Origin of the sequence: Vibrio sp. 10N.286.51.B11 (assembly GCF_041469245.1) — a bacterium.
GTDB lineage: Bacteria > Pseudomonadota > Gammaproteobacteria > Enterobacterales > Vibrionaceae > Vibrio > Vibrio crassostreae_C.
This window is the reverse complement of record NZ_JBFRKI010000046.1, coordinates 21,722-40,995: the sequence shown is the minus strand read 5'-3', so window position 1 is coordinate 40,995 and position 19,274 is coordinate 21,722. Positions and strand designations below refer to the sequence as shown.

Annotated in this window: 14 protein-coding genes; 9 read left to right on the top strand and 5 right to left on the bottom strand. The window is 46.0% G+C overall.

Features of this window, described 5'->3' with window-relative positions; all coding sequences use genetic code 11:
• Positions 1-172: 172 nt before the first annotated feature.
• The 5 genes from dsrO (at position 173) to AB4154_RS20960 (ending at position 7,482) form a co-directional block, all read left to right on the top strand.
• Positions 173-1,009, top strand: coding sequence for a sulfate reduction electron transfer complex DsrMKJOP subunit DsrO (gene dsrO, locus AB4154_RS20980; RefSeq protein WP_372124040.1), 837 nt, complete (start codon positions 173-175; stop codon positions 1,007-1,009).
• On the top strand, positions 1,006-2,136 hold the full coding sequence (gene nrfD / locus AB4154_RS20975) for an NrfD/PsrC family molybdoenzyme membrane anchor subunit (RefSeq protein WP_372124038.1): 1,131 nt from the start codon (positions 1,006-1,008) through the stop codon (positions 2,134-2,136). Before dsrO ends, nrfD begins: the two co-directional genes overlap by 4 nt.
• Positions 2,137-2,150: 14 nt before the next feature.
• The gene (locus AB4154_RS20970) at positions 2,151-5,243 is read left to right on the top strand and encodes a tetrathionate reductase subunit A (protein ID WP_372124037.1); all 3,093 of its coding nucleotides are present in this window, start codon (positions 2,151-2,153) and stop codon (positions 5,241-5,243) included.
• Positions 5,244-5,769: 526 nt separating this feature from the next.
• On the top strand, positions 5,770-6,411 hold the full coding sequence (locus AB4154_RS20965; protein WP_017064226.1) for a c-type cytochrome: 642 nt from the start codon (positions 5,770-5,772) through the stop codon (positions 6,409-6,411).
• A 9-nt stretch (positions 6,412-6,420) separates the two neighbouring features.
• Positions 6,421-7,482 (top strand): c-type cytochrome, encoded by a 1,062-nt coding sequence (locus AB4154_RS20960; RefSeq protein ID WP_372124035.1) that lies wholly within the window; start codon positions 6,421-6,423, stop codon positions 7,480-7,482.
• Between the two features lie 141 nt (positions 7,483-7,623).
• Here the strand turns inward: AB4154_RS20960 and AB4154_RS20955 are convergent, their stop codons facing one another.
• Positions 7,624-8,553, bottom strand: a complete 930-nt coding sequence (locus tag AB4154_RS20955; RefSeq protein WP_017058846.1) for a LysR family transcriptional regulator — start codon at positions 8,551-8,553, stop codon at positions 7,624-7,626.
• A 26-nt stretch (positions 8,554-8,579) separates the two neighbouring features.
• Positions 8,580-9,020: an Lrp/AsnC family transcriptional regulator gene (locus AB4154_RS20950; protein ID WP_009845852.1), complete on the bottom strand. Its 441-nt coding sequence runs from the start codon at positions 9,018-9,020 to the stop codon at positions 8,580-8,582.
• A gap of 140 nt (positions 9,021-9,160) precedes the next feature.
• On the opposite strand from AB4154_RS20950, the gene AB4154_RS20945 reads away from it, so the two are divergent.
• The gene (locus AB4154_RS20945; RefSeq protein WP_017058847.1) at positions 9,161-9,745 is read left to right on the top strand and encodes a LysE family translocator; all 585 of its coding nucleotides are present in this window, start codon (positions 9,161-9,163) and stop codon (positions 9,743-9,745) included.
• A gap of 52 nt (positions 9,746-9,797) precedes the next feature.
• On the opposite strand, the gene AB4154_RS20940 is transcribed toward AB4154_RS20945, so the two are convergent.
• Positions 9,798-10,187, bottom strand: coding sequence for a DUF1294 domain-containing protein (locus AB4154_RS20940; protein WP_017058848.1), 390 nt, complete (start codon positions 10,185-10,187; stop codon positions 9,798-9,800).
• A 156-nt stretch (positions 10,188-10,343) separates the two neighbouring features.
• Between AB4154_RS20940 and AB4154_RS20935 the strand changes: the two genes are divergently transcribed.
• The 3 genes from AB4154_RS20935 (at position 10,344) to AB4154_RS20925 (ending at position 16,933) form a co-directional block, all read left to right on the top strand.
• A complete protein-coding gene (locus AB4154_RS20935; protein ID WP_372124032.1) occupies positions 10,344-12,116 on the top strand; it encodes an alpha-amylase family glycosyl hydrolase in 1,773 nt (590 codons plus the stop codon).
• Positions 12,117-12,469: 353 nt separating this feature from the next.
• The gene (gene pulA, locus AB4154_RS20930) at positions 12,470-16,168 is read left to right on the top strand and encodes a pullulanase-type alpha-1,6-glucosidase (RefSeq protein WP_372124030.1); all 3,699 of its coding nucleotides are present in this window, start codon (positions 12,470-12,472) and stop codon (positions 16,166-16,168) included.
• 435 nt (positions 16,169-16,603) lie between these two features.
• The gene (locus AB4154_RS20925; RefSeq protein ID WP_017058851.1) at positions 16,604-16,933 is read left to right on the top strand and encodes a hypothetical protein; all 330 of its coding nucleotides are present in this window, start codon (positions 16,604-16,606) and stop codon (positions 16,931-16,933) included.
• 102 nt (positions 16,934-17,035) lie between these two features.
• On the opposite strand, the gene AB4154_RS20920 is transcribed toward AB4154_RS20925, so the two are convergent.
• Positions 17,036-17,863 (bottom strand): MalM family protein, encoded by an 828-nt coding sequence (locus tag AB4154_RS20920; protein ID WP_017058852.1) that lies wholly within the window; start codon positions 17,861-17,863, stop codon positions 17,036-17,038.
• Positions 17,864-18,028: 165 nt separating this feature from the next.
• Complete coding sequence (gene lamB, locus AB4154_RS20915; protein WP_017058853.1) at positions 18,029-19,249, bottom strand: maltoporin LamB; 1,221 nt, start codon at positions 19,247-19,249, stop codon at positions 18,029-18,031.
• Positions 19,250-19,274 lie beyond the last annotated feature (25 nt).

Here is a 19,274-nt window from a genome sequence, read left to right as displayed (position 1 = left end):
CGCGATGAACCTTAAATAAGCCTCTAAAACAAAGCATAACAGCTAGATTGGTAAAACCACATTTGTTCTAGATCAACTTTGATCTGGGTATGTGGAAATCCACAATACCCCGTGAACGGTCAAAAACTGACAATGAGCCTAACAGATCGAATACCCATTTATAGGTACCTCTATGGACTCATTGAAAAGACGGTTTCTCAGCCAATTCGGTAAAGTTTCCGCCGGCGTTGCGCTCATTCCCATTGCCGGAATCAACACCGCAGTCGCCAGCACAGCCATTCGCAATAACAACCAGCCTGACCGCAAGGGCGAAGTAGGTAAACGCTACGCCATGGCGATTGATTTGCGTAAGTGCGTTGGCTGTCAGGCATGCACTGTTGGCTGCAGCGTTGAAAACCAAGCACCAATTGGCCAATTCAGAACCACCGTAAAACAGTATGAAGTCTCCCTTGATGATGGTTCGACTGCTCAACAAGACGTGAAATCTTTCATGTTACCTCGTCTCTGTAATCACTGTGACAACGCTCCCTGCATCAAGGTTTGTCCAGTTCAAGCGACCTTCCAACGCGAAGACGGTATTGTCATGGTCGACAACGAACGCTGCGTAGCCTGTGCTTACTGTGTTCAAGCTTGTCCTTACGATGCTCGTTTCATTAATAACGACACCCTTACCGCAGACAAATGCACCTTCTGTGCACACCGCCTTGAAGACGGCTTACTGCCTGCTTGTGTAGAAACCTGTGTCGGTGGCGCGCGTGTCATTGGCGACCTTAAAGATCCAAACAGCGAGATCAACCGTCTGCTCAATGAAAACCAAGACGACATCAAGGTGCTTAAGCCAGAGCAGAATACCAACCCCCATGTTTTCTATATCGGCATGAACGAGCGATTCGTTAGTCACATTGAAGGCCAACCTGCGATTTATGATCCAGCCGCCATCGATAACTCATCCTCTAGCAAACAAGAATTGGCAATCGCGACACAAGGCAAACAAGGAGAGACAGCATGAATATCACTGAGGTGTTAGTTCCCGCTCAAGAGATCGCTTGGCTACCGTGGGCGGTTCAATATTTCTTCTACATTGGTTCGGCTTACGCGGCCGCTATTCTGTTTTTGATTGCACTGATATTCAAGAACTCAACCAGCCACCAATTTCGTTCTGCCCTTGTGCTTGTGATGGCCATCGGCGCGATTGTTGGGCCATTAGCACTTACTGGTGACTTGCATCAACCCGGACGTGCGTGGCACTTCTATGCTCACATCACACCTTGGTCATGGATGTCATTGGGCTCTTTGTTTCTACCTTTATTTTCTGGTCTGGCTGTCACGACGGCTTGGGTTTACCTGCGTGACGACATCGCACAGCTTAAACAAAGTGAAAACCCATTTCTAAAACGTTTGTCTTGGCTGACGCTAGGTAAATGGCAAATATCATCAAAGCTGATGATTGCACTCGCTGCTGTGACGGCTATTTCGGGCCTAAGCATCGCGCTTTATACAGGCGCAGAGATTGCGATTTTGGCGAGCCGACCGCTTTGGCATCAACCGGCTTCTCCACTACTTTGGTTCACGACCGCATTCTTTGCTGCAACGGGTTTAACGCTGTTGATTTGGGCTCTTCTGCCTTCAAGCAAGCCAAGCTTAAAACCAACAGACCTAGCTCTGATACAAAGAACCATTACCTTAACGGGTGGCCTTGCCATCATTTTCACGTCGATTTGGGCATCTAACCATGGTCACTTCAGCCTGTATGAGAATGACGCTTGGGGCATCAATTTAGGCATCATGACCACCAGCATTTTGCTGTGCATGATCTTGGTTCTACCACTGCAACGCCTATCGCAAAGTAAGCTAGGAATTATCTGTGTTGCGCTTGCGACCATAGTTTCTGCATGGGCGGTACGTTGGGTCACCATGATGGAAGTTCAAACCATTCCACGTTTCGATGTTGGCCCATTCCCTTATGAACTGCCGATGGGTAGCGCAGGATTACTCGGCATTGTTGGTATGTGTGGTCTTTGGTTAGCACTTGCGTTGTTCGCCTCTGAGATCGTGTCTACTGGTTCTGCACCAAAGACAACATCGAAGCCAAACCAAAATACACCTTCACCACTTAACCGCTCACATAGCTTGTAGTCTGAGGAATCATCATGGATAACAAACGTCGTCAATTTTTGAAAACAGGCCTTGCTGCCGGTGGTGTTGGAGCTTTTGCTGCAGGTTATGCGACAACCACAAAACACATGGTTCACGGTGCTATCGATGGCACCGCGGGTAAGAAAACCAACCACATCCATCACGGTAATTCGCTAGAGACGGAATACAGTGTCGATGAGCAAGGTAAGATCTCGCCGAATCCAAACCAACGCGTTGCACCATCAATGTGTTTTGGTTGCTGGACACTGTGTGGCTTGCGTGTACGTATCGATAATCGCAATGACGAGATCTTGCGTATCTCAGGTAATCCGTATCACCCACTATCAAGTGATCAGCAGATCCCGTTCAAAACACCGGTAAAAGACGCCTACATTGGCTTGTCTGGTGAGTCAGGCATCAATAACCGCTCGACAGCCTGTGCCCGTGGTAACGGCATGTTGGAGATTCAAAACAGCCCATACCGAATCACTCAACCGTTAAAACGTGTTGGTAAACGAGGTGAAGGCAAGTGGGAGCCGATCAGCTACGAACAACTTATCTCTGAGATCACCGAGGGTGGTGACTTATTCGGTGAAGGTAAAGTTGAGGGCTTACGATCGATTCGTGACATCGAAACACCACTCGATCCAAACAACCCTGAATACGGACCAAAAGCCAACCAACTGCTTGTGACCAATGCCGGTAATGAAGGCCGTGACGACATCTTGAAGCGCTTTGCATTTAACAGCTACGGCACACGCAACTTTGGTCACCACGGCTCTTACTGTGGTTACGCGTTCCGTGCGGGTTCAGGTGCGATCATGAACGATCTAGACAAGTTCTCGCACTTAAAACCAGATTTCAACAACGCAGAGTTCATTCTTTTCATCGGTATGTCTCCGGCTCAAGCGGGTAACCCGTTCAAGCGTCAAGCAAGACAATTGGCTGAGGCTCGTACCAACGGAAAACTCAGCTACACCATAGTGACACCAAGCCTTCCGGCAGGATCGTCAAGCCTTGCGGCGGGCGATCGCAATAACTGGCTACCGATCAAACCGGGCACCGATTCAGCATTAGTTCTTGGCATGATCCAATGGATCATCGAAAACCAACGATACAATCACGACTTCTTGTCTCGCCCAAGCGCACAAGCGATGCAAAAAGCAGGCACCACACACTGGTGTAATGCATCTCACCTTGTGATCAGTGACGAGTCGCACCCACAAAATGGGCGTATGCTTCGTGCATCGGATATAGGGTTGCTAGAAACAGGCGAACCGATGTCTGACGATGACGGATTTATTGCACTTGATGTGACAACGTCACTATTAGCATCACATCTTCAGGTGAATGAAGCGGCTCTGTTCGTCGATCAAGACGTAGAAGTTGATGGTCAGACTGTTCGTGTTAAGTCTTCTCTACAAAGATTGAAGGAAGAAGCCTTCAAATATGACCTTGCATACTACAGTGAGCAGTGTGAGATCCCGCAGGACCAAATTATTGCGCTAGCGAAACGCTTTACCAGTTACGGGACGAAAGCAGTCGTGGATACTCACGGTGGCAACATGCACACCAACGGCTTCTACAACTCGTTCTCTATTCTGATGCTGAACGCGCTGATCGGTAACATCAACGCGAAAGGCGGTGCGATGGCGAAAGCGGGTGGCTACCCGACTTCGGTTGCAGGTCCTCGTTACGACTTTACAAAGTTTAAAGGCAAGACCAAGCCACAGGGCGTGTTCTTATCTCGCAGCAAATTCCCATATCACAAGACCAGCGAATACAAACGTCGCGTTGCGGCAGGTGAATCACCTTACCCAACACGCGCGCCTTGGTACCCAATCTCTGCACCGCTGTTAACCGAGCATTTATCAGCGGCGATTGATGGCTACCCTTACCGCGCGAAAGCGTGGATCAACCACATGGCGAATCCACTTTATGGCGTTCCGGGGTTAGACAATCTATTAGGCGAGAAACTTAAGAATCCCAAACAGCTGGGTTTGATCGTCTCTATCGATGCGTTCATCAATGAAACAACAGCACTCTCCGATTACCTAGTGCCAGACACAGTGACCTACGAGAGCTGGGGCATGGCAACACCTTGGCATGGTGTCGCGACCAAAGCGATCACCGCTCGTTGGCCGATTGTTGAGCCTAAAACTTCCCGCACTCAAGACGGACGTGCCATCAACCTAGAGAACTTCTTTATTGATCTAGCGAAAACGCTTGGCCTAGGTGGCTTCGGCGACAACGTAATCAAAGACAATCAAGGTAACTGGCACGGTATTCATAGCGCTGAAGACTTCTACCTGCGCTCGGCTGCTAACTTAGCGTTCGTAAAAGGTGGCGTGCCGAATGTCGATGCGGAAGATATTGTTTGGTCTGGTCTAGAACGCCTAGTCCCTGTGATGAACAAAACGCTCAAGCCTGAAGAGATGCTCAAAGTAGCGTATATCTTTGCGCGTGGCGGCCGTTTTGAAGACGCAACCAATGCGTATACCAATGAAACCATGAAGTACAAATGGACCAAACCATTGGCTATCTGGAATGAAAAGCTCGGTACTTCTCGCAACACCATCAGTGGCGAGCAATACATGGGTTGCCCTACATGGTATCCACAAAAACTCGCGGACGGAACGCCACTAGCAGAGCAGTTCCCAGCAAAAGAGTGGCCGTTCACCCTAACCAACTTTAAATCCAACATTCACAGTGCGGTCTCTAATTTGTCACCACGCTTGGAATCGATTAAAGGAGTAAACCCTGTTTACATCCACCCGCAAGACGCCTCTTCTGTGGGTATCAAAACCGGTGACGTGTTTGCTATTGAAACACCGAGCTCAACCACACATGCGTTGGCGATGGTGATTGATGGCATCAAACCGGGCACATTAGGCTTTGAACACGGCTTTGGTCATAAAGAACTCGGTGAGCGTGCGCACTGGATCGGTAATACACAACAACCGGTGAAGATGAAGTCGAACGATGGCGTTAACATTAATGATATAGGCTTGATCGACCCGACGAGAGAAGGCAAAGGCGTCATGTTAGATTGGGTTGTAGGAGCAGCAGCCAGACAAGCGCTTCCGGCTAAGATCTACAAGGTCTAGCTTAAACTCAGCAAGCTATAACTTAATCACTGATCAAAACTCTTCCTTATCTGATTTGCAGATGAGAACACAACAGGGCAACTTCGTCATTCGAGGTTACCCTGTTTTTTCGTCCCCTTGATCTAGAAAAGCACCCTATTTGGATAAAACATCCAATCTACATAAAGTACCCAATCTACATAAAGCATCCGCTCTAGATAGAGTAATCAACCCAAAGCCATTAGGTAATCTTCATTTCACCACAACTTTTTTAGCCCGCATCCATAAAGCAGCTATGCTTATACAATCGGTGCCATAAAAGAGCCTTAACAAGCAGTTATACCGAGGCGAACATGGCAGTTCCCTTGCATTTCATAAACGGCAGTTGGATCAACCTATAGAAGTTCACATCAATACCATTATGGTGATTGAGGTTATTAATGTGAGACTCACCTCAAGTTCCAAGTGAATTAATGTGGAAATCCACAATAGCGCGAACAACCAATTATGTCGAAAATGCATGCATTACAACCAATAGCGACGCCTCATGACTAAGCTGACAATTAAAACTCAAACTCTAACGCTTTGCATCGCTGCTCTAGGAAGCCTTTCTTTATCCGCTTTTGCACAAGCAGCACCTAATCCAATGCCAGAAGCCGCAGAAACTTGTAGCGGCTGCCATCAAGCCGACGGTAAAGGCATGCCCAACATTGCCCCTATGCTTGCAGGGCTCAATGCTGACTATCTAGAACATCAACTGGTTCTGTTCTCAAGTGGTGAGCGTCAAAGCGCGATCATGAAGGGAATGGCTGACGGTGTATCTGATCCCGCAGTTCGTCGTGAGGTCGCAGAATACTTTGCATCACTACCTTCATACGAATTTACCGATTTAGAGCAGCGCGGCTCACAGGCTGATATCGATAACCCCTATCGTAAACTTGTATTCCAAGGCGATTGGGATAGAAACATTCCAGCCTGTGCAACCTGTCATGGGCCAAGCGGTATGGGCGTAGACAAATTCCCGCGCCTAGCAAGCCAGCATGCCGACTACATTCAGACTCAGCTCAATGCTTGGAAAAACGGCACTCGTAAGGGTGATGATTTAAACATGATGGGCAATATCGCCGGCAAGTTGACCGACGATGAGATCAAAAACCTCTCTTACTATTTCGCATCTTTCCGATACTAAAGGGCTCGCATGAAAACATTACTTCTAATTACCGCAACCCTTGCCTCTGGAATCGCTTATGCCGAAGGTGAGTTGCCCGATCGCCAAACCGAACTGCCCGCCGTTGAAAAACCACAAGATAATAAATATCTGGTGCCACGCGACTTGGTAGATATTCCTGATGGGGAATTTGGTGACAAAGTAAAACTGGGCTATTCCCTGTTTGTCGATTCACAACAGATGCGTGGTACGTTCGTCGGCAATGAACAAAACTGTGTCAACTGCCACATGCAAGCGGGCATGAAGCCTAACGCTGCCCCTCTTTGGGGTGCGTACATGGCCTACCCTGCGTATCGTGCTAAGAATGACAAGGTAAACAGCTACGCAGAACGTATCCAAGGTTGCTTCACCTACTCAATGAATGGTCTGCCACCGGCTGAGGGTTCAAAAGAGATGGTCGCACTGACGGCGTATTCATACTGGCTGGCGATGGGCGGCATCTTAGACAAGAACGGCATGCAAGATACACCCGTTCCTGAGATTAGCGATGCCGACTTACAAGTCGGTGGTAAAGCGGAAAGCTTCCCTCTTCCAGAAGAGCTGTTAAGCAAATACCCAATCGATGGCCGCAGTAAACTTGCCGGTCGTGGCTACCCTAAGATTGCAAACCCTGAACAAGAACCCTCAATCGCTCGTGGTGAAAAGGTTTACCAAACCAGCTGCCAAACCTGTCATGGTCAAAATGGTGAAGGTATTAAAGGGGCTGACGGACGTTCATACTTTCCACCATTGTGGGGCGAAAACGCGTATAACTGGGGCGCGGGTATGCACCGGGTGAACACCGCTGCCTATTTCATCTATGAAAACATGCCGCTTGGAAAGAGCCAGCAACTTTCGATTCAAGATGCATGGGATGTTGCTGCATTTGTGAATAGTCATGAACGCCCACAAGATCCTCGATACAAGGGTGATGTTGCTAGCAATGCTAAGCGCTACCACAATCACCAAGGTTACTATGGCAAAGAAGTTGATGGTCATGTACTAGGTACCAAAGCTTATCCGAGTGGTAAAGAAGTGATTCATGAGCATTAATAGGTATTAGTGAATATGAGCCGTTCACGCCAGCTATAGCTAAGCTTTACATTGTAAATCAGTGATAGCCGGAACAATTAAAAAGGAGCCAGATCGTGTGACGATCTGGCTCCTTTTTAGTTTGAACTATTAGAAACACAACTAACCTTGCTGCATCTTCTCCCAAATGGTCGGAGAGCCAATATAATCTTGAACTGTAGTAATAAACTCTTTGACCAGCTTGGTCTGTTTACGGTGCGGATACACAGCGTAGATTGCAGTATCAATCGTTGAAATCGGGTAATCTGGAAGCAACGTAACCAAGCCCAGATCTTTCATTGAGGCATACAGGTTTGATTGGTCAAGGAAGCCATAGCCTAAGCCATCTTTTACGCAAGAGACCATAGTGCGAACATCACTCACCTTATAGTTGCCACGAATCGTCAGGCTTTGAAAGGTATTACCATGCGGCTCTTCACTGATACGCAAGTGATCGACTGTCATATCGCCATTGGTATAAATCACCGCGGGTAGCGCGAGTAGATCTTGTGGCGTCTTCGGCTCTCCGTGCTCCTTCACAAAATCGTTCGATGCGACCAACATGAAGTTACTGTCGGCAATCTTCTTCGCAATCAAATTCGATTCAACAAGCTTACTGAAGCGAAACGCGATATCAAACTGCCCGGCAATGATGTTGGCGATCTTATCGTCTAGTGAGAGTACGATCTGAACATCTGGGTACTTTCTCATGAACTGAGTGATGATAGGTTGCAAATATTGCTGCCCAAAATAGATCGGTGAAGTAATTCGTAGCACACCTTTGGGTTCAGACTGGTATGAATCTGCAATTCCTTGGATCTGATTGATAGTGTCTTTCAGCACATAGGTTTGTGCGAGAATATCTTCCCCGGCCGACGTCAACGAAAACGAGCGTGTAGAGCGGTTAAGCAGCTGAACACCTAAATCTTGCTCGAGCTTTTTGATCTGTTTAGAGAGTGATGAGTTGTCCATATCGTGCAAGGTTGCCGCTTTGGTAAACGACCCTTGTTGAACCACATCTAAGAACAATAACAACTGATTGGTATTTGGCACTGCGCCTCTCCTGAAATAAAACTCGACTAGCGTTCGTCTTTAGGGGTATCCATCACAACCATAGTCGTAATAGATTGCACCTGAGCACATTCCCCAAGCACATCGGCATGAAACTTCTTATAGCCCGGTAGATCTTTGGTTTCTACCCTTAGCAAGTACTCGTTGGCACCGGTAATGTTGTGGCACTCCACCACCTCTTTTTCCATACTGACATGCTGTTCAAACTCTAGTTGAGCCGCTTTGCTGTGGCTCGATAAACCAATCGAAACGTAAGCAATAAAGCCAACGCCCATCAGGCCATTATCCAGAACTGCACGGTAACCTTGAATGATCCCTTTACGCTCGAGATCTTGTACTCGCCTTAAGGTCGCTGAAGCCGACAAACCAATTCGTTCAGAAAGCTCAATATTGGAGATTCTGCCGTCCAATTTAAGCTCTTGCAATATCCTTTCGTCAAATCTATCCATAAGTACTTATTATTGTGCATTTAGTGATAATAGAGGAAATAAAAGCACATAATTGCCTCACTTTCCACCTACTATGTTTCTCAACACGTGAAAGTCATGACCGGTCAGTCACTTCGTTCATTTTTTGCTGGAGAACCATAATGCCTTTAGAGCAACTTAGCGCACTTGCCTTGTTTGCGTTCGTCTCGACCTTCACACCAGGTCCAAATAACATCATGCTCATGACATCAGGAGCAAATGTTGGCTTTGCCCGTACTATTCCGCACATGCTTGGCATTGCTCTAGGGTTTGCAGCCATGTTGCTGCTAGTTGGCTTCGGTTTAATGGGCATTTTCAACGCTTATCCGGTTACTCACCAAATCTTGAAATACCTAAGCCTTGCTTACCTCGTGTACCTTGCAATTAAGATAGCATTGAGCGGCAAAGCCAAAAGCACCGAGGCTTATAAGCCAATGACCTTCATCGGCGCGGCAAGTTTTCAGTGGGTGAACCCGAAAGGTTGGTCGATGGCGCTGACGGCAATTTCAGTCTATAGCAGCGGCAGTTCATGGTGGGAGCTTGCGATCATCGCAGGTATCTTCACGCTCGCCAACTTACCATCCGTGACATTCTGGACAGCGGCAGGTAAACAACTGCAACACTGGTTAACAACACCAGTCCGTATCAAAAGCTTCAACTACGGTATGGCAGGCTTGCTGTTAGCCTCAACGATTCCGATGTTATAACAAAATAGCTTTCCTATGATGGTTAGTAAGTGATTACTAGCCATCAATTTCATTACAAGTATCCAATAACCTCGCTAAGCCAACGTCCAAACGTCGCCTGCCCGCTCGGGGTTAACGTCCACGCAAACGCCGCAACATTCACTGCCACTGTCACCCAATATATGGCTCTGAACGGCTGCTTCTGCGTTTTATGACGCAGCTTATCTTGAGCAATCAACGCCCCTAGCCAGCCACCAGCAACAGAAAAAATATGCAGAGTTTTCTCTGGCACACGCCAATTGCCATTGATCGCTGCTCGCTTGTCCTTCGCGTACACAAAAAACGTCACGAAACCGATAACCAAATACCACACCAACAGCGCTTTAGAACTTTCCGCAAACAACACAGACACCGCCACCAGAACCAAATAGGTGATAACGATTTGAATAGATGAAGACAACATGACTCCTTTTGAGCAACAGCTCACATACTGTAGCAATTACGCCCTGTAGATTTTGATAAGGATGAGCAAGGCATATTGTAATTCGGTTAGCCTGCAAAGAATAAACAAGCCCTTTCATCCCTACATAACATGATGGAAGTTAAAGGAATTATAAATATGTACAACCAAAAGTACGCCATCTACCAAGTTTTTACGCGTTTATTTGGCAATAAAAACACCCAACATGTTCCATGGGGCACAATCGAGCAAAATGGCGTCGGTAAGTTCAGTGATTTTACCGACAAAGCGCTGTCTGAAATCCGCAAACTCGGTATGACTCATATTTGGTATACCGGAGTGCCACATCACGCCATCATCAATGATTACAAACACATCGGGATTTCAGACGATCACCCGAGCGTGGTAAAAGGCCGTGCAGGATCACCTTATGCGGTAAAAGATTACTACTCAGTCAATCCAGACCTCGCTGAGAATCCTGATCGCCGTTTGGAAGAGTTCGAGGCACTCATCAAAAGAAGTCACGACAATGGTTTAAAAGTGATTATCGATATCGTACCGAATCACGTTGCGCGTCATTATAAAGGCTTAAACAACCCAGAAGGTGTCAGTGACTTCGGCGCTCAAGATGACACAACGCTGGAATACCACAAAGACAATAACTTCTACTACATTCCCAACAGCACCTTTGAATTGCCAGACATAGAGCCCGCCTTTACGCCGCTAGGTGGTGAACAGCATCCCAACCTAAACTCCCCGTTTATAGAGACGCCCGCCAAATGGACAGGTAACGGCTCACGTTTAGCCAAGCCTAGTTTCGATGATTGGTATGAAACGGTGAAAATCAATTATGGCATGCGACCAGACGGTTCAAAAGACTTCCCTGAACTACCGAGTGACTATGCTCAACGCAATTACATGGATCATTTCCGTTTCTGGGAATCTGTTTATGTGCCTAACTCTTGGGCTAAATTCCGAGATATCGCCTTGTTTTGGTTGAATAAAGGTGTTGATGGGTTTCGCTACGATATGGCTGAGATGGTTCCAGTCGAATTTTGGAGCTACCTTAATTCATCTATAAAGATGAAAAACCAAGATGCCTTTTTAATGGCTGAGGTGTACCAACCGGACTTATATCGCGACTATATCCACTTAGGCAAAATGGACTACCTCTATGACAAAGTAGATCTGTACGACGGTCTAAAAGACATCATGCTAGGCAATACTTCCACGGCTATCATCCCCAAAATCCAACATCAAATGATGGATATTGAACATCACATGCTGCACTTCTTGGATAACCATGATGAACAACGCATCGCGTCTCCTGAATTTGTAGGTGACCCAAATATAGCGAAGCCTGCAATGCTAGTCAGCGCTCTATTGAGCAGCTCTCCAACCATGATCTACTTTGGGCAAGAAGTCGGCGAACCGGGCGCGGAGAATGCAGGCTTTGGACAGCCCTCACGAACTTCCATATTTGACTACATCGGAGTCCCACAACACCAAAAGTGGATGAACCACGGCGCATTCGATGGCGGGCTATTAGACGAAAACGAAAAGCAGCTGCGTCACTTCTATCAAAAGGTAATGAACTTTTCGCTAGAGCACTCATCGATAACAGGTGATTACCAAGACTTACACCAGTGCTGTAACTTAAGTGATTCAGTCTACGCATTTCTGCGCTCTGACCACCAAGAGCTAACCATTGTTGCAGCTAATTTCAGCCAACATACCACTGAAAATATTCACTTAAAGATTCCAAGTGATGTAATCCAAAAACTCAAATTAGTTGATGGTCGTTACATACTCAATGAATATATTGAAGGCATAGCGCAACAAGTGCTCGACATTGAGAACAGTGTTGGCAGTTTTAATATTGAATTGAAACCGCTGGCGTCTTTGGCTTGGGTGTTATCCTTAAATGGATGATATACCTATCAATATAAATTACCGAACAGCTCGCTTTTAGCTAATTGATAAATAACTTAATTTCCACATTAAATTAACACTCTCTCAATTCGATATATTACTCACAATAATAAGGATGAGCTCTCATCCTTATTAACTACGCCTAGCCTCTACGCCTTACATTATTGATATTATGCAAATGAGTCATTGATCCAATTAATTTAACAATAACCAAATACAAAGCGTGATATTGACACTAGGTTTCCTATATTTACGAATTTAAAATAACTTTATACATTGCCATCACAAATAGTTGACCTTGGTTAAAGCTAGGATATTCATCTTCATAAAAAGTGAAATATGGATATCAAAACGTGAACAACATAAATATTAATAAAATTATCTCTCTACGAAATACCTTCAACAATACCAAAAAGAAGAGCTTCAAACGCTCTACATTGGCCAAAGCAATGTTACCGCTCTTCACCGCTACTTTGATCGCGGGTTGTGGTAGTGATAATGATAGCGACAACGGTACAGCCCCTGGCAACAGTGGTTTATACCCTGCAGCTGAAAACGAAGTCGTTATTTACTACAAACGCGATGTTGCCGCTGCCAGCTCATCTGGCTCAACTTACGACGGTTGGGGGCTGCACCTTTGGAATGGTGAAGGCTGTACCAGCACAGATTTAGTCGGCATGGGATTAAGTGAAACCGGAACCGACTGGAACAGCCCTTACGAATATGATGGTATCAGCGATACTTACGGTGCCTATTATGTGTTGAAAGTTGACCCAGATGCCTCTGACCCACACAAATGCATGAACTTCATCTTGCACAATGGTGATGAGAAAGCATTTGGCAGTGCCAATTCTAAAGTCGAGTTAACTAAGCTTGGCGATTCACAAGGCGTATTTGGTTTCCATGGCAGCAGCGAGTTGTACTACGACCCTATTTCAGAGCGACCAGTCAATATTGATGGTCAAAAAGCACACTGGCTAGATGCAACCACAATTGGTTGGGAAGCGGCTAGCAATGCAGACTCTGTGAAGCTTTTCTATGCACTAGACAACAGCATCACAATGAACGATGACAAAGAGATTGTCGGTGGAACTGCAATTGAACTAAGCAAAGACGGAGAACTATCTTCTGAATTGAAAGAGCGTTTCCGACACCTTGCAAGCTTACCTGCCCTAGCTATCGATGTTGACGACAGCACACTTCGCACTATTTTAAAATCTCAGATAATTTTTGTTGCCTACAATGCCAATGGCGATGTTATCTCTTCAACTGAGGTTCAAAAACCTGGTGTGCTTGATGCGGTATTTGCTAGCGAAGATGCTGGTAATGCAATGGCTGAAGAACTCGGCGCGATTGTTGAAGGCAGTGCGGCGACCTTCAAGCTTTGGGCACCAACCGCGCAAGATGTAGAGCTAGTTCTTTACAGCGAAGACCTGAAAAGCTCACAAGTTTTTCCAATGACAGAAAACACTGAGACGGGTATTTGGGCGACTGACGCGGTACCTAACGCTGTCAACAGTTACTATCGCTACCAAGTGAAGGTTTACCACCCAACCACAGGCAACATTGAGACTCGCCTAGTGACAGACCCATATTCTCTCAGCTTATCGAAGAATTCGGCATACTCTCAAGTGATTGACCTAAATGATTCAACCTTGAAACCAGCGAACTGGGACAACTACCAACGACCAACCGTAGAAAAAGACGAAGACCACGTACTTTACGAATCACACCTACGTGACTTTAGCTTCAGCGATAAGCTCGGCACAGCTAGCCTAAATGGCAAGTACCTCGCTCTTACAGAAGCCGATCGTGAGTCGGTCAAACACCTACAAGCTCTCCAAGAAGCAGGTTTAACTACGCTGCATATCTTACCAGCATTTGATATCGCTACCGTCGATGAAGATGCCGCGAGCCGTGTTGATATCACCGACACCGTAGGAAAACTGTGTGATGTAAAACCGACAGCTACCTTATGTGGAAGCGAAGACGAAAACAAAGTCATCGAAGACGTACTCGATGGTTATGACCCTTCAACGGGTGACGCACAAGCATTAATGAATGACCTTCGTATGCTTGATAGCTTCAACTGGGGCTACGACCCATTCCATTACACAGTTCCTGAGGGAAGTTACGCGACCGATCCTAATGGTTCTCAACGTATTCTCGAATTCCGTCAGATGGTCAAAGCTACGCACGACATGGATCTTAAGCTGATCATGGACGTGGTATACAACCACACCAATGCGTCTGGTGTGAACGATAAGTCGGTACTGGATAAGATTGTCCCTGGGTACTACCACCGTCTTAACGTCAACACTGGTGGCGTAGAAAACTCGACTTGTTGTGACAACACTGCGACCGAAAACCTGATGATGGGTAAATTGATGGTCGACTCACTTAAGGTGTGGGCTGACGACTACAAAGTGGATGGTTTCCGTTTTGACTTGATGGGCCACCAGCCAAAAGATGTAATGGTCGAAGCATTGGAAGAAGTGCGCAAAATCGACCCGAATACTCTGTTCTACGGGGAAGGCTGGGACTTTGGTGAAGTCGCCAACAACGCCCGCTTCGATCAAGCAAACCAAATCAATATGGCAGGTACTGAGATCGGTACATTCTCAGACCGTTTGCGTGACGCCGTTCGTGGTGGTAGTCCGTTCGACGGTGGCGTCGATTCAGCAGGCAACCACCCACTTCGCTTTAACCAAGGCTTTGGTAACGCAGCGATTGCCAATGAAGAAACCAAAGTTGATCAAGATTCGATCAATGGTCGTTTACATAACCAAGACCTTGTTCGTTTGGGGATGGCAGGTAACCTCGCAGAATACGTACTGATTGATTACAAAGGCGATACCAAATTGGGTAAAAATGTTGATTACAACGGCGCGCCAGCTGGTTACACCAAGATGCCTTCAGAGAACATCTCTTACGTATCAAAACACGACAACCAAACACTATGGGATAACAACGCTTACAAAATCGCCACTGGTACTAGCTCTGCAGAGCGTGCTCGCATGCAGTCTGTATCACTCTCTACCGTGATGTTAGGCCAAGGCATACCATTCATCCATATGGGGTCTGAACTGCTACGTTCAAAGTCTATGCAGCGCGACTCTTACGATTCTGGTGACTGGTACAACCGCGTAATGTTTGATGGTACTAACAACAACTGGAATGTTGGCTTACCACGTGAAGACAAAGATGGTGCCAACTGGGATCTGATCAAAACTATCATTGCTGACAGCGCGGCTAAACCAGACGCAGACGACATTGAGTTAACTAAGCAGCAATTCCTAGAGCTATTAAAGATCCGTAGCTCAAGCGAACTGTTCCGCTTAGATACAGCTGACGAAGTTATGAAGCGTGTCGACTTCCGTAACGTTGGCGAAGATCAAGTCGAAGGCCTGATTGTCATGTCGATCGATGATGGCGTGTCTGCGGGCGAAGACCTTGACCCTGCCAATGATGCGATTGTCGCAGTTGTAAACTCAACGAATGAATCTCAATCGTTCAAAATCACGGGAGCAACCGGCTTTACACTTCACACCGTTCAACAGAGCTCTGAAGATGACATTGTAAAAGGTGCAAGCTTCGCCGCTGAAACCTTCACAGTCCCTGCACTAACCACCGCTGTATTTGTACAAGCTCAAGGCGATGCACAAGGTGCTGGTTTGCCGGTTGATAACTCAGGCAAGGATGTATCGAGCATTCCTCCGTACGGTCAAACAACCGTGTACGTGCGTGGTGATATGAATGGTTGGAACCCTGTTGATGATTGGGCGATGAGCTTTGTTGCTAATGGGGTGTACTCTGTAACTGGTTATTTGGAAGTGGGCGAAAATAACTTCAAGTTTGCCGATGCAGATTGGGCAACTCCTAATTTAGGTTGCGACTCTCTTGAACTTGCTGATGGATCAATCGACCTAGGTACTGATGGTAACTGCCAACTAAGCGTAACAGAAGCTGGTAGCTATACATTCACTCTGAATGCGATTCACGAGCTGGATGACAATGTAGATGGTCCAGTTGTTTCGGTCACTAAGCAGTAAAGCTTAAAGTATCGAAGCGAAGTAACAGATAATAAAAACCAGCGAAAGCTAGCCTTTGGGAGACGCCAGTCTCCCTTTTTTACAACTATTGAACCCAGCAGATTTAAGCAAATAATAAACAACTGCATCGCCCATTAAAATTCGGGGCATTTCCAACCATACTTTATAGCCCCTACATTCGATTACATGGCTGAAAACTTAGAACTAAAGGGAAAGGATATTCCTTAGAACCGTTAAAACCAAATCTTAACGATATATCATAGTAGGAATGCCGCTCTCCCTTAAGTGAACAGAATTAATCCTGGCAGCCTTTTTTGAAGGGTTACGCCCTACAATTACGATTAAAATACATTCAATTCTCGATGTAATATTCTATCAACAGCAAAACACCGCAGTTGTTTGCGGTGTCGTTAAATTTTGATTAGGAAAACTTCCATGAACCGTAAACATATCATCAAAACCATCCAAATGGGCATCGTGACTACAGCATTGATGGGCGGGATGGCTTTGGCTAATACCACTGATCTTGTAGAATCTACCGACGCTGCTCGCGCCCTGGCACATACTCCTAGCACTGCAACAACGCAACAAATACAAGCTGAAAATGCCGCGCACAAACAGGCACTGCAAACACTTGAAAGCAACGGTAATGTTGATCAATATATGGAAACGGATAAAGCAGGGGAAACGACTACTGGTCACGTATCAAAATGCGAAAATACAGAAGTCCCTTTAGGCGAGAAAGTTGCTGAACATTGCAAATAAAAAGCATATACATTAAAGCGGTATTCGATAGGGTTCCTTAGAAGATGCTAACCGATGCTTAACTTACAAGCATTGCACTTTTAAAGGAACCCTTTATCTATATTACTTGGCGTTGACGGCTCGCACAAAGGCTTCTTGTGCACCTTCAATACCAAGGGCTTTTGCTTCATCTAATAAGCTAAGTGCTTTGGGAATATTGTCTGCGTCTACTGCTGCTTGAATGGCATTATGATAGTAAGTTTGTGTTTCTGGTTGAATAGTCTCAACCTTAGCTGCTGCCGCTGGTTTAGCGTTAGATTCACTGCTAGAGCCAAATGAGAAGAAGCCCACTCTATCAATAGTCACTTCAATCTTACCGACATTCGCGTTTGGAACGGGGATGTCTTCTACTTCTGGCAGGTAGTTACCGCGGCCTTCCGCATCTAAACGTGCAGGGTGAATGACATCAGTAAAACCACCAAGATCTTCTTGCTCTGTATAGATAACTAAGTAAACAGATTCAGCAGTTGTCGGTGGGTAAAAATCATTTTCTGCAACAAGACGGTTGCCCAAATGCAACCTAGGCTTCGCGTATTCGAAGCTCTCTTTGCCATAACGCTCTAACTCGCGACCGTTTTTATCGTAAATCACGGCATTCGGCACAAATGCTGTATCACCGATCATGCTGGTGATCTTAATAGAGTATTCACCGCGATCCGCTGGTAGCTCGATCGCTACTACAGGGCTGTTTATACCCTGATAGTTTAAAATTTGACTGTCTGGTGTTACATCGAAAATTGCCGAGCTTGGAAGCTTCATCGGGGCAAATTGAAGACCAGCAATAGAGTTAACTTGTTCAGCCTGTGCCACTTGCACTTGCTCGACTACTTGTGCAGATTGACAACCGGCCAACGCAACACAACCACTCAACATTAGAGCTTTAAAATACATAACCCTTCCTTCTTGTTATTTTTTTAAGAAATTTACTAACTTTAATTACCACAAAGAGAACTATTCACCTAGGGAACGATCAACTTAATCGTACATTCCTTAAAAAAATAGCCGACGCGAGCCGGCTATGAATTAGGACAGTTTAGGATTTGTTAAGCTAAGTGTTTACCACCAAGCTTCAGCTTGGATACCGAACACGTACTCAGTATCGTCGCCGTTGAATGCATCTTTGTTTTCAGTATCTAGGATGTAAGAACCGTAAACACGAATTTCAGGACGAGCCCAGAAGCTGTCACCCATAGCCCAAGCTTGAGCTACTGTGAACTTAGCGTTACCGAAATCTTCTTTAGCTAAACCGCTGTCTGAAATTTTCTCACCAGCATTGTAACCTGCTTCGAAGATAGTACGCATAGTGTCGTTCCACTTGAACATTGGACGAGCAACTACAGAGTACTGGTCGATATCAAAGTTTTTGTTTGTGTAAACGCCTGCAGCTTGACCACCGATGTCGCTACCAGATAGGTATGCTAGTTGGTGACCCATTTCCCAAGATTCGCCTAGGTTCATTACACCCCAGTTGATCAAACGGAAACCAGATGCATCGTTGAATGCTTCAGTACCACGAGCGTAGTATGTACCTGAACCCCAGAAGTTAGCCGCCTGAACACCGTAACCGTTAGTACCGTATTGAAGGATAGTTTGGTGGAAACCGTTATCCATACCTTGGTGAATGATCGCAGAAGCTAGTAGGCCATCATCCGCTTCTTCACTCTTATCATCAGAGTCAGTTGCAAAGTTGTACGCTAATGCTAGCTCTAGAGATGCATCTTGCCATAGGCCAATGTTCGCTAGACGAGCATCAAAAATGTAACCTGTAGACTCGTCGTGGTCACCGTCTTGAATCAGCGCAACAGAAAGCTTCTGGTCACCAATAGATAAGTTTTCAATACCACCACCGGTACCTGACGTGTTTAGGAAGTAAAAGTCAGTGATGTGGATATCTTTACGTTGGTAGTATGTTTTACCAGCCCAAAGCGTTGCTTCTTTGTCTGAAGCGATCACGCCTTTAGCTTTAACAGCAAATTGTGCAACGTTGAAATCACCGTCTTCCCAACCATTAGAACCGTTGTTGCCTTGAGCAATCATAGATTCTACGCGCCACGTTTGCTCGCCAGTTTTTAGTTCTTCAGCTAGACCAAACTCGTAGTAGTTGTCATTTTCGTTACCTAGACGACCAATACCGTTTTTATTTACTGATACGTCGCCGTTACCGTTACCGCTAATACCAGTACCAGCACGCATGTAGCCATTAAAATCTACAGCGAACGCAGAGCCAGCAGCTAATGTAGTTGCCACTGCAACAGCAATCAAACTTACTTTTTTCATTCTTAACTCCATTAAGGACGATTTA